Source organism: Vagococcus lutrae (assembly GCF_023299185.1).
Lineage (GTDB): Bacteria > Bacillota > Bacilli > Lactobacillales > Vagococcaceae > Vagococcus_A > Vagococcus_A lutrae.
On the sequence record NZ_CP097017.1, the window covers coordinates 1,452,765 to 1,465,278 of the forward strand.

Consider the following 12,514-nt stretch of genomic DNA (forward strand, 5'->3'; position numbering starts at 1 on the left):
AGCAAATGAGTCATAAAATAAAGACAAAGCCAGAAATTCGTTTTTCTGGATATACAGACGATTGGGAACAGCGTAAGTTTGGAAGTTTAATTACTAAGCTTAATGAAATAGTTTCAGGGAAAAGCGGACTCCATATCGCCACATCATCGAGAAAAGGGTTATTTTTACAGGATGACTATTTTAACGGGAAAAGATTAGGAACTAATGAAAACGTTGATTTTCATAGACTTCCAAAGGGATATATTACATATCGTCACATGTCCGATGATTCAGTATTTAGGTTTAATAGAAATGATTTTAACTTTGATGTGTTGGTTAGCAAGGAGTATCCTGTATTCAAATCTAATAATGAATCAAATGAAACATTTTTATTAGCTCATTTAAATTCTTCAAAGGAATTTTTAAGGTTTTCTATGATGCAAAAATCAGGTGGAACAAGAGTTAGATTATACTTAAAAGTCCTAAAAGACTATAAGTTAATGGTTCCCAGTATTTCAGAGCAAGATAAAATCGGCACTTTCTTCAAACAACTCGACGACACTATCGCTCTTCATCAGCGACAGCTTGAAGCGTTAGAAAAAACTAAAAAGTCCTTCTTGCAAAAGATGTTTCCCAAAAAAGACGAAACAAAACCAGAAATTCGCTTTGCAGGATTTACTGACGATTGGGAACAGCGTAAGTTTAAAAATATAGTATTACGTAAAAGTAAAAATTCTAACTCTGATAAATTGCCTAAAGTAGAATTTGAAGACATTGTTGCCGGTCAAGGAAGATTAAATAAAGATGTAAGCCAAAAATTCGATGATAGGAAAGGCGTACTTTTTACTAAAAGCGATATATTGTATGGTAAGCTCAGACCATATTTAAAGAACTGGTTACTAGCAGACTTTGATGGAATAGCTTTGGGTGATTTTTGGGTGTTTGAGTGTAATAATAGTATTCCAGAATTCGTTTATACTTTAATACAATCAGATATGTATCAAAGAGTTGCAAATGACACTTCAGGAACGAAAATGCCACGTTCAGATTGGACAAAAGTATCTAATACAGATTTTTTTATTCCGAATGAAGAAGAACAACAAAAAATCGGCACTTTCTTCAAACAACTCGACGACACTATTGCTCTTCATCAGCGACAGCTTGAAGCATTAGAAAAAATAAAAAAATCATTTTTACAAAAAATGTTTGTGTAAAAGGAGAACAGGAAAATGACAAATGCAAAGAATATTACGACCCAGTTATGGGATATGGCAAACAAATTAAGAGGAACTATGGATGCGAGTGAATATAAAAACTATATTTTACCGTTTATGTTCTACCGCTATTTATCTGAAAATCAAGATGAGTTTTTAAAAGAAAATCACTTAGAAGAGTTTTATGAAGTGACAGATCCAAGTGAAAAAGAAGATTATTTAGAAGAAGTGAGTCGAAGCATTGGTTATGTGATTGACCCAGCGTATACGTGGGATGAGATTGTATCGAAAATTGAGAATCATCAAATCAAAGCCAGTGATTTTCAAGATATGTTTGACTCATTTAACCAAAATGCTAAGCGTAATGAGATGGCACAAGATGATTTTGCCAATGTTTTCTCTGATGTAAACTTAGGGGATACACGCTTAGGAACGACGACGAATGAACGGGCAAAAGCGTTAAACGATATTATCTTGATGATTGATAATTTTGTGTTTAAAGATGATTCTGGTAAAGATGTCTTAGGCGATGTGTATGAGTACTTGATTGGCTTTTTTGCAGCAAATGCTGGTAAAAAAGGCGGAGAATTCTACACCCCCTATGAAGTCAGTAAGATCTTAGCTCAGATTGTGACACTAGATGTAGAAGACGATGGCAATCAGTTTCGTGTCTATGACCCAACAATGGGCTCAGGTTCGTTACTGTTGACGGTTAAGAAAGAATTGTCATTTGGTGAAAAAGAAGGAAGTGTCGAGTTTTACGGACAAGAACTTAACACGACAACATATAACTTAGCGCGCATGAACTTAATGATGCACGATGTGAATTATCGTAATATGGAGCTACGTCGAGCTGACACATTGGGTACTGACTGGCCATTTACAGAAAAAGATGGAGTACAAGTCCCTCTTAAGTTTGACGCGGTAGTTGCTAATCCACCTTACTCTCAAAAGTGGGATACAAAAAATATTAACCGAGAAAAAGATGTTCGTTTTAAGGGATATGGTGTTGCCCCAGCTTCACGTGCTGACTATGCATTTATTCTACATGGTTTGTATCATTTAGACAGTAAAGGGACGATGGCGATTGTCTTACCTCACGGTGTGTTATTCCGTGGAGGAGCAGAGGAGAAGATACGTAAAAATATTATTGGTGATAATCTATTGGATGCAGTCATTGGATTACCAGCTAACTTATTTTATGGTGCAAGTATCCCGACATGTATTCTTGTCTTTAAAGGACGCGAAGCACGTCAAAACAAAGATATTCTCTTTATAGATGCATCTGAAGAGTTTGTCAAAGCGAAAAGTCAAAACCAGTTATCAGATGAAAATATTCAAAAAATAATGGAAACATATAAAAAGCGGGAAGATGTGGACAAATATGCTTATGTTGCTTCCTTAGATGAGATTAAAGAAAATGATTATAATTTGAATATTCCCCGTTATGTCGATACATTTGAAGAAGAAGAGCCTATTCCATTGGCAGATGTAGCAGAAGAGATCAAAGAAGTGCGAGCAGAAATCGCTGAATCCACTGAAAAACTATTAACGATGTTATCCGATTTAGAAGGTACAACTGAAGACGCTAAAAAAGATTTGGATGACTTCATTCGCTTACTAAGCGAGTAAGAAATAAGTCAGTGATTGATTTCCCCATAACCACATTTAGGTGGTTGTGGGGATAAAATAAAAAGGTTAAAAAAGGAGATAGCATTGAATAAATCATTTTACTTTGCCCAAATAGCTAACACTGAAACTCAGACATTTGATAATTCATTGGAGCATTTTCATTCTGTTGGGATGAGTGGCACAATCAGAGAAAATATTCAAAACTCGATTGATGCCAGATTAGTCGACAATGATGATCCAGTAGAAATCACAATTGTTCTTGATAAGATTAATAAGAGTGAATTACCAGGTATTGAAGAAATTGAACAACGTATTCATGCTTTAGAAGGTGGAAATAGTTATACCCAAGAAACAATCGAACATATGAAAAAAGCATTAGAATCTACAGAAGTTCCGGTGCTTACTTTTGAAGACAGCAATACGAAAGGGCTTTCAGGTGCTGATGCTTTAGATGAAAATACGACATACAAAGTATTTGCTTATAAAAAAGGTGTACATCATCAAGAATCAGATAATGATTTAGAGATAACTAGAGGAGGATCACATGGAGTCGGAAAAATAGCGAATAATGCGGCTTCTGACATTCATCTTATGTATTTTGCAAATTGTGATGAAGCAGGCAATGAACATTTGGGTGGAACTGTTCATTTAATCGAACATCGTTTATTAAATGAAAGCTACCGTTCGACAGGATATTTTGCGAAAATGGATGAAAAAAAGCAATACGTACCCTTTGAAAATAAGTATTACCATCCTTTATTTCATAAAAAAACAAGAGGATTAAAATTAATTATTCCGTTTTTAAAAAGTAATCAAGTAAGTACGCCAGAACTGGTCCGATCTGTCTGTGATAATTTCTTTATAGCCTTATTAACCAATAAACTAAAAGTGAGTATTAGAAATAAACAAGAAGAAGTAATCATTAATCATAAAACTATAAAAGATATAGTGTTTGATGTGAAATACTATCCAGAAAACATGACAAATATTGAAACCATAAAGAAAAATTTCACGCCTTTGTATTTAGATACCTATTTAAATCATTTACCTAGTAAATTGACTGTTGAATCAAATACAGATAGTTACACATTTGATTTATATTTTAAATATAATGAGGAGATTAAAACAGGTCGCGTAGGTATCGTACGTAGCATGGGGATGAAGATTGTCGATCATAAAGTGAAGGGATATGTTAGACGCTCTTTTAATGCTATTTTGATTGGTGGAGCGAAAGAGGACCAGTATTTAAAGACGTTAGAAAATGAATCTCATACAGAATTGTCAGATGGTGCATTAAGAGACAAACTGATGAAAAGAGATGCTAGAAAATTTTTAAATAATTTAAATCGAGAGATAGGAAAAATAATTGATGAAGAGTGGGAAAAGCTATATCCAAGTGAAGGTAAAATTGATACATCAGATTTACTGTATGAGAGAAAAGTAACCTTTCGTACTAAATTGGAATCTATGTCTGAAAAAATAGAGTTGGCCAATGGTAAAAAAATTAGAAAGAAAAAAGTGAAAGAGAGACGAAAGCCGCGAGGCGAGGAAGGTAGATCAACAAAACCATCGGATAGAGAGAAAGTCAGAAAACCAAGAAAACTAAAAGTATCAAGCGAAGATGACTTTATTTCTGACAAGATAATTGTGCCAACAGAAGTTGTAAACAGAGTGGTATTTCCTAGTTATGAAGTTATATATTTTGACTTAAAGACCATCAAAGAACTTAGTCCTAACGGGAGAGTAAATATTTCTTTTAGAGTAGTCGATGGAGAAGGTAGAGAATATGATAACGAATTAGACATGCAAGAGTCATATGCGATGATAAAAGATGTCGATCGTGATACATCTTATGATTTTGACAGTTTCACACTTTATAATGTAGAGGTAAAAAATAACCAAATAAAATTACATTTGACCAAAAAGGACCAGCGATCAAGTTCTTTGAAATTCCTCTATAAATTGGAGGTATTACAATGATTTATAATAAAGATGCTTCGTTTCCTTACCCTATATTATCTAGAACATCAACAAGCTATGAAAACAATTATTTTGATTTTTCTATTACAGATGTTAAAGAAGATTCAGATCATTTTATTTTCAATTTTTCATATGAAATTGGCTCTCCTTTCATTGAAAAAATGTTGAAAGAAAATAAGGCTACGTTAGTTATAATCGTTCAATCAAATGATAATTACTTCAAGAGAATAGGTATAGATGAAACAGAGTTAATTTTAAATAAGAATCGATTTTCTTTATCTAAGCGTACAAAAATCCAACTGCATATTCAAACACTAGAAGATATTAGTTTTTCTGAAGCAGATGATTTAAATGATTTTTATAAGGAATTTAGAAATCAGATTGTCGTTGAGCGTCATAGTCTCCTAGGCTATTCAGATGAGGCTGTTTTAGAACATTCAGATATTAAACCTTTAGAGTTGTTTGAACAATCTATTCGGTCAGACTTACCAGTGCCTTTTAAAGTGGAATTAACAAATGAAATGATTGTCTTAGTTTTTAGAAGTAAGGAGGAAAGTTTGGAGGTTTCTGGTTTGAAACCAAGCATCCGAAATATGTACTTGTATATAGGACTGAGTCGTGCGTTAAAGGATATTTTAGAAACATATGGAAAAGATGAGGAATTTGTTCAGATTGAAAGTATTCAGATGCCTGAAAACGGGCTACATATGAAATTATGTGAGTTAATGTTGAGCAAAAATATTACGGAATTATCTGATGACCGAATAGATGAAGTTATTCAAATGATGGCTGATGATATTGTTGAGAAGTATGTACATAGTGTAAAGGAGATGTCAGAGAATGGACATTAGATTGTTAACTGTTGGATTTGATGATGAAAAATTGTACCGCGATTTTAAAAAAAATACGATAGATTTCAATGAAGACTATGTTTCAGATGAAGTTATAACGATAAGAAGTGAAATTCCTGATTTTCCAATCTATTTAGCAGGGGCTGATGGCGGATTGGAGAGATTTAAAGAGGCAATATTAACACTTCGAGATCATTATATCAATGTAGACCGAGATATACATTTAAATAAACGTTTTTGGCATTCGTTGCTATGTTTGTATAAGCGTGACTATATTATCCAAACATATCCTCAAGTACTCGAAAGTAAGAAGAAATTTGATAATATCGTTTTGAAAAAATTCGATTGGGAAAATTATATTTACAAATGTGTTTTAGCAGCTGAATACTTAACGGATGGCAACTTTCAATCAAAGGATGATGAAATAAGCTTTATTGAAATGATTTATAATAATTTGGATGTGTATAATTATATAATAAAATATAATATTTTTCGTAATGGTGAATTCGTTAGAAATTTTTTAAGTGTTATAGAGGAAGAAAATTTGAGTAGCTTATTAAAGAAAAAAGTAAAAAATAGACCTGATTTGGGTAATGATGTGCGATATGGTCGTCTTGTTATTTTTGAGTTAAATAAAAGCTATCCGGTAATTATGGCACCTTTTTTAGATAAAGAGGAACTCAAAAAAGAAATAGACAAGGCTTTAAAAATTTACTTGTAGGGAGGAGAATAATATGACCAAACACAGAGGTGGTAAAGTCGGAAAAGCTGGTAAATTACTATCAAGTAAAACTAGTAGTAAAAAACAAAAATCTAAAGCTGGAAAAGTATTAAAAAAACATCAAGATGACAAACATTAAGCATGAACAAAACACTTTCCACATATTTGGGAAGTGTTTTGTTATCGTCACTGATAAAAATAATCTTAAAATTTGTTGGTCAAAGATCTCCACGGATCTGTATGCACCAATCGTCTTAATCATAAATTACCAAATTATCTCCGCATCTTCTAGTTTTATTTGTTATACTAATAGTGAATGGATGAGTAATGAAAATCTGTTAAGATAGAGCACATTATAATGTAAGCACTACCATTAAGTGTTTTCTGTCTTTAGTAAGGTACTAACAGCAAATTAAACAAGAAGGCAGGCGTGGCGAATGCAAGATCAGTTCAATCTAGATTTTATCGGACCCGATCGTCATGAGACGTTTATCAATGTGGAAAAGATAGTGACCGTTTACTACCATGAATTCACGAAGTCTTATTCTTTTGCAGGGGAGAAACATGATTTTTGGGAGTTAGTTTATGTTGATAGTGGAGAAGTGACCGTATCAGCTGATGGTACCTATTACAATTTGTCTAAAGGCGACATTATTTTTCACAAACCAAATGAATTTCATACGATTAGTGGAAATGGTTTCGTGCCGTCTAATGTCTTAGTGACATCTTTTGTCGCGCGTTCACCACAAATGGCTTTTTTTGAAAATCGGATTATGAACTTAAAAGAGTCGGAGACGAAGTTTTTAAGTCATTATATTATAGAGTCACGCAGTGTATTTAAGAACAGCATGGGGAGATTATATGAGCCAAGTAATCGTCAAGCTCGCCCGTATATCGGTAGTGAACAAATGATGTATTTGTTATTAGAACAATTTTTGATTACGTTGGTTCGGTTGGAGTCAGATGAAAAGCGAGTGGTCAAGCAGCATGATTTGTTAAAGCGTGAGTATGATGATGAAACAGTGCGTCATGTGATTGCTTTTTTAGAAACACATTTGGCGGAGACCATTCATTTAGATGATATTTGTCAAAAGTTTTTCCTGAGTAAGACGTTTTTGAAAAATCACTTTAAAGCTAAAACGGATTTTACGGTGATGGAGTATCTACGTATCTTGCGTATTAATAAAGCGAAAGAGCTGATTCGTCGGAAGGAATTGACCTTTACGGAAGTGGCTGAGCGTACAGGGTATAATACCGTTCATCATTTTTCCAACAGTTTTAAACAGTTGACGGGCATGACGCCGAGTGAGTATGAAACTTCTATTCAATAAAATAAAGGAGTCAGGGATATTTACCCTGGCTCCTTTATTTTATAAGTTTGTAATAATACGTAAGGCCTCTGCGGTATCTTTGGCGAGCTGTGTGCCACCTACTTTATATGGGCTTAGTTCCGCTGTTAATGGACCGTCATAGCGAATGTCACGTAATGATTGGACGAGGCGCTGCCAATCGAGACTACCAGCTAAAAGGTTTTTAAAGCCAGTGATATTGCCGATATTCGTATCGAAGTCTTTTACATGGACTTTGACAATATGTTGATCGAGAATTCTAACCCATTGGTCTGGATAACCAAATTGTAAGACATTTCCTGCATCAAAGTAAACACCAACGTAAGGGTGGTTGATGGCTTCAACGAATTGTTTCATCTCAAGAGGGCTGAGTAGGAATTTATTCCACACATTTTCAATCCCAATTTTAATGCCATGTTCTTCAGCGAAAGGTGCGAGTTCTTTGAATGCGGCGAGACTCAAGTCATAACAAGCGTCGTAAGGGTGGTCGGGAGTTACGACTCCGGGAACGATGAGTACGGTGTCGCCACCTAATGCCTGACAGGCGACAATCATTTGTTTTACAATATCTTTTCCTTTTTCACGGATGGTTTGATCCGCATGGTTGAGAGGATACTGCCAGTGTAAAGCTGTCGCAATACTACTGATAGGCAAGTCATATTGTTTAGATAATGATAATATGTTATCGAAATCTGGTTGTGTCATCTCCGTTGTAAGATGTGGTGTATCTTGTAATCCCAAGTCAGAGACGATGTTTTCATGTTGGACGTTTTCAGCCATATTTAACTCGATCGTGTCGTAACCGAATTCTTTTGCTAATTTAAATGTTTCTTCTAATGTTAAGTTTGTTGGGAAAGACCAACTGTTTATGCCGATTTTCATTTATTTCCTCCTATTTAAACGCCGTTTTTTCTGTCGCGATAGATTGATAAGCAAGTTCAAACATCTCGATGGTAAATCGTCCTGCGTCGCCAGCAACAGGAGAAGGTAAATCATTTTCAATAATGTCTTTAAACGCAGTAAACATGGCGATGTCCATATCGGGTTCGTAGTAAACGCGTTCTTGGTTACCCGTATTATGATAAACGTCAGCGTATCGACCAAAGCCGTCGACTAAGACGCGTCCGTTTTCGCAGATAATTTCCATAATTGCGTCTCCCCAAACAGGGTAGTTATCAGGTCGATTCCAAGATGTGTCGAGGCTGAGCAAGGTGTCATCGGTAAAGACGACGTGTAATAAACCAGTGTCTTCGACAGGGATATCATGTAAAGCCGTCGCTGATTGAGCAGAAACTGACTTGATTTCTTTATCAAACAGCCAGTAAACTAAATCAGCAATGTGGATGGTGTGGTCGATAATAGCACCACCGCCAGAAAGGGCTCTATCCACAAACCAACCACCAGGATTTTTACCGTGGTTACTAGCGTTAATCGCATAGACTTCGCCTAGCTGTTCGGATGTGACGAGTGATTTAAGTTCTTGCATGACTGGAGAGAAGCGAACGGGATGACAAACGAAAAGTTTGACATCGTGCTGATTGGTCACAGCAATCATTTGGTCAGCTTCTTCAGTAGAAATGGCCATCGGTTTTTCTACGATAACATGACGTTGCTGTTTAGCAGCTGCCGTAACATGCTCTAAATGGTGCACGTTTTCAGAGCAAATGACAACCGTGTCGCAGTCTGTTTGAAAAAGGTCTTCTAAGCTGTCAAAAGTGTTTAATTCGTGTTCTGTGGCAAAGTTTTCTTTACGTGCTTGATCGTCGTCGTACACACCAGTGACGTCAATATCGAGTTCTTTCATGCATCTCAAATAGCTAAGCACGTGCATATGTGCCACACCTATAATAGCTGCTTTCATTCTGTCATCTCCTTTACACTTGTTTTTTGTTGAATACTTTGGGTCATCATATTAAACCATGTTTCATAGCGTGAAAGGTCGATGGTTTGATCGACAGCATAGCTTTTTTTGGTAAAAGTAGTTGAAAATGCAGTAGGACTGTCTGAGTTAAATTGATATAGTGCTTTGTCACCGACGACTTCGAGTACTTTTGTATAAGTCGTCACATCAGGTACATATCCGATAAACAAGTTTGCCATAACATGGTCTTCAAATTCTAAGGTTAATAATGTTGCACGCTCATCTTTAGCGTGAGACGCTGTCAATTGTTTGATGGTTTGTTGACCGGATTCGTGTAAGAGTTGGAACATTTCGGCAAGGAGCCATTTTTCCTCTTGTTTTTGATTCGTGTTTACGGTTAATGAATAGCGGAAGAACTTAACATTTCCTAAGTCATTTTGTTGAATCGTGTCACATATTTTTTTATCTTCTAGTTTCATGCCTATCCTCCAATTTCTATCAATTTATTTTGTTTAATAGACTCTTGTGCAGCTAGGACAAGTCGTGTCACGGCTGCGCTGCTTTCTAGGTTTGATCGTGGTTTAAGAGAAGTGCGCACACATTCGATAAATTCTAAGAGCATTTCGTCATCGCCACCACTGTGGTTGCCTGAATCTTCGATTTGATACGTAAGGGTTTCTCGTTTTAAACGGTCGTAAACGCGAATAGTATTTGACTCATCATCAAAAGCCAGTTCACCTTTATCCCCAATGAAGCTGAATTCTCGTCGATAAAAGGCACTAAATTGACTGATAGAGTAGGTTAATTTAGTGTTATTTTGATAGTGAATTAAAAGGGCTTGATGATCATCTACATCGATTTCAGAGTCAAAGACACAGCGATCGGGCCAATCATCTTGCCAAGAAATGTTTTTATGCTTTTTGATATTATAGATACTTTCTTCACAGACGTATTGTAGCTCACACGAGTGACAAAAGCGTGGTTCATCATTAGGTTTGCCGAATTTTTTAATGGCACCTTTTTCGCCAAAGACTTCTAACCCACCGAACCCCATGACTTGTGTCGGGGTTGAATCGATTAGCCAGTTTAAAATGTCTAGACTATGAGATGATTTTTGTAAAAGTAAACTTTGAGCGGTTTCTTGACGACGATGCCAATCATGGAAGAAGGCATAGCCTCCGTAGTGGATGTGATCAATTCCATTTGCCAAGTAAATGTTCCCAATAATACCTGATGCCAGTAATGATTGTGCTTTCGCATAGAGTGGTGCGTAGCGTAGAACGTAGCCAACCATAAAGACCTTTTCAAAACCAATCAAGGCGTGCTCGATTTCCTTAATTTTTGCTTCAGTAATTTCTAGTGGTTTTTCAACAATGATGTGTTTATCATGTTTAATTGCTTCTAAAATATAGTCGCCATGGGTGCCATCTGGTGTAGCAATAAAAACGGCGTCAACGTCATCGTTTTGAAAGACGTCCATTGGATTTTTTGTCGTTTTAATTCCTAGTTGTTCAAATTCATCAAAATGATTGCCGTAAAGGTCGGTAACCATCGTGACGTCGATTTCAGCATGTGGAATAAGTGTGTGCAAAGCAAATTTACTTCCCCGATTGCCTAAACCGATGACAGCGATGTTAATTTTTTTATGCATGTCAAGCTCCTTTCTGTTATGTTATCTATTCCCTTATCTTATTTTTACTATAAGAAAATGAGTTTAAAAAGGGTTTTCATAGGAGTTGGGCTTATTATGTACAAAATCAAACTTATATTCTAAATAAAAGACAATGTCGGATATGTTTATATTAAGATACAAAATAAATTATTAGGAGGAAACACGATATGTTAAAAGTAGGTTTAGTTGGACTTGGGTTTATGGGAAATGCACATTTACAGAATTATATTCGTCTAGAAGAAGAAGGCTTTCCTATTAAATTGGTAGCGATTGCAGACGTCGATGAGAAAAAACAAGGCGGTGCTTTGGTCGAAGGAAATTTACCAACAGGTATTACGCCCGTGGATTTTTCTAAGTATAATTTTTATCGTGATATGGAAACGATGATTGAATCAGAAGAGCTTGATTATGTCGATCTTTGTTTGCCAACTTATTTACACGAGCCGTTAGCTGTTAAAGCAATGGAGATGGGACTGCACGTTTTTTGTGAAAAACCGATGGCGATTTCTACAGAAGCTTGTGAACGCATGATTGAGGCTTCAGAACGAACAGATAAGCAATTAATGATTGGTCAAACATTACGTTTCTTCCCATCTTATCAATATGTGAAAGAAGCGATTGACAGTGAGCGTTATGGAAAAGTTGTAGCTGCTTCTTTCTTCCGTGGTGGGACAACACCAATTTGGTCATGGGAGAACTGGTTATTACAAAAAGATAAATCAGGTGGTTGTTTATTGGATCAACATATTCATGATGTGGATACGATTAACTGGTTCTTTGGTAAACCAGAAACAGTTTCAACAAGTGGTCTAGTTATCAATGAAGGTAATGGCTATGATATCGTGTCTTCTAAATATTTTTATGAAGATGGTAAAGTCGTCAGTGCTGAAGATGATTGGACAATCAATTCTGATGATTTTGGTTTTGAGATGCGTTTTAGAGTAAACTTTGAACGTGGTACTATTATTTTGGAAAATGGTAAGCTAGTTGACTATCCACATGGTGAAAAGAGTTTTGAACCAGATATTTCTAAAGAAAATGGTTACTACCTTGAAATCAAACACTTTGCTGAAAGTATTTTAAATGGTACACCGGCAGCTGAACGTGTACCGCTAGCATGTACGAAACAAACGATTACGATTGCAGAGCATGAAGAAAAATCAGCGGATAAAAAAGGTGAATTGACCGTTGTAGAAGTATCATAAAATAATTTAAAAGTATAATGAAACTCCCCTTAAAGCTTTTGAGAATGGCT

The 12,514-nt window shown here is 35.7% G+C and carries 12 protein-coding genes; 8 read left to right on the forward strand and 4 right to left on the reverse strand.

Features of this window, described 5'->3' with window-relative positions; genetic code table 11:
* Positions 1-5 precede the first annotated feature (5 nt).
* The 7 genes from M2919_RS06980 (at position 6) to M2919_RS07005 (ending at position 7,708) form a co-directional block, all read left to right on the forward strand.
* Positions 6-1,193: a restriction endonuclease subunit S gene (locus tag M2919_RS06980; protein WP_248848471.1), complete on the forward strand. Its 1,188-nt coding sequence runs from the start codon at positions 6-8 to the stop codon at positions 1,191-1,193.
* A gap of 15 nt (positions 1,194-1,208) precedes the next feature.
* Complete coding sequence (locus M2919_RS06985) at positions 1,209-2,825, forward strand: type I restriction-modification system subunit M (protein ID WP_248848472.1); 1,617 nt, start codon at positions 1,209-1,211, stop codon at positions 2,823-2,825.
* 84 nt (positions 2,826-2,909) lie between these two features.
* Entirely contained in the window at positions 2,910-4,805 is a 1,896-nt protein-coding gene (locus M2919_RS06990; protein WP_248848473.1) for a hypothetical protein, read from the forward strand.
* Positions 4,802-5,656 carry a hypothetical protein gene (locus M2919_RS06995; RefSeq protein ID WP_248848474.1) on the forward strand — a complete coding sequence of 285 codons (855 nt, stop codon included), beginning with the start codon at positions 4,802-4,804 and terminating at the stop codon, positions 5,654-5,656. The genes M2919_RS06990 and M2919_RS06995 overlap by 4 nt, the downstream gene beginning before the upstream one ends.
* Entirely contained in the window at positions 5,646-6,377 is a 732-nt protein-coding gene (locus tag M2919_RS07000; RefSeq protein ID WP_248848475.1) for a DUF6339 family protein, read from the forward strand. The genes M2919_RS06995 and M2919_RS07000 overlap by 11 nt, the downstream gene beginning before the upstream one ends.
* Before the next feature lie 13 nt (positions 6,378-6,390).
* Entirely contained in the window at positions 6,391-6,516 is a 126-nt protein-coding gene (locus M2919_RS10075) for a hypothetical protein (protein WP_276520478.1), read from the forward strand.
* Between the two features lie 298 nt (positions 6,517-6,814).
* Entirely contained in the window at positions 6,815-7,708 is an 894-nt protein-coding gene (locus tag M2919_RS07005) for an AraC family transcriptional regulator (RefSeq protein ID WP_248848476.1), read from the forward strand.
* 39 nt (positions 7,709-7,747) lie between these two features.
* On the opposite strand, the gene M2919_RS07010 is transcribed toward M2919_RS07005, so the two are convergent.
* From M2919_RS07010 to M2919_RS07025, 4 genes are read right to left on the reverse strand one after another with little or no spacing between them, the layout of a single operon-like run.
* A complete protein-coding gene (locus tag M2919_RS07010; RefSeq protein WP_248848477.1) occupies positions 7,748-8,608 on the reverse strand; it encodes a sugar phosphate isomerase/epimerase family protein in 861 nt (286 codons plus the stop codon).
* A 10-nt stretch (positions 8,609-8,618) separates the two neighbouring features.
* On the reverse strand, positions 8,619-9,587 hold the full coding sequence (locus tag M2919_RS07015; protein WP_168413343.1) for a Gfo/Idh/MocA family protein: 969 nt from the start codon (positions 9,585-9,587) through the stop codon (positions 8,619-8,621).
* Positions 9,584-10,066 (reverse strand): hypothetical protein, encoded by a 483-nt coding sequence (locus M2919_RS07020; protein ID WP_248848478.1) that lies wholly within the window; start codon positions 10,064-10,066, stop codon positions 9,584-9,586. Before M2919_RS07020 ends, M2919_RS07015 begins: the two co-directional genes overlap by 4 nt.
* 2 nt (positions 10,067-10,068) lie before the next feature.
* Positions 10,069-11,238 carry a Gfo/Idh/MocA family protein gene (locus M2919_RS07025; RefSeq protein ID WP_248848479.1) on the reverse strand — a complete coding sequence of 390 codons (1,170 nt, stop codon included), beginning with the start codon at positions 11,236-11,238 and terminating at the stop codon, positions 10,069-10,071.
* A gap of 188 nt (positions 11,239-11,426) precedes the next feature.
* Between M2919_RS07025 and M2919_RS07030 the strand changes: the two genes are divergently transcribed.
* The gene (locus M2919_RS07030; protein ID WP_248848480.1) at positions 11,427-12,464 is read left to right on the forward strand and encodes a Gfo/Idh/MocA family protein; all 1,038 of its coding nucleotides are present in this window, start codon (positions 11,427-11,429) and stop codon (positions 12,462-12,464) included.
* Positions 12,465-12,514 lie beyond the last annotated feature (50 nt).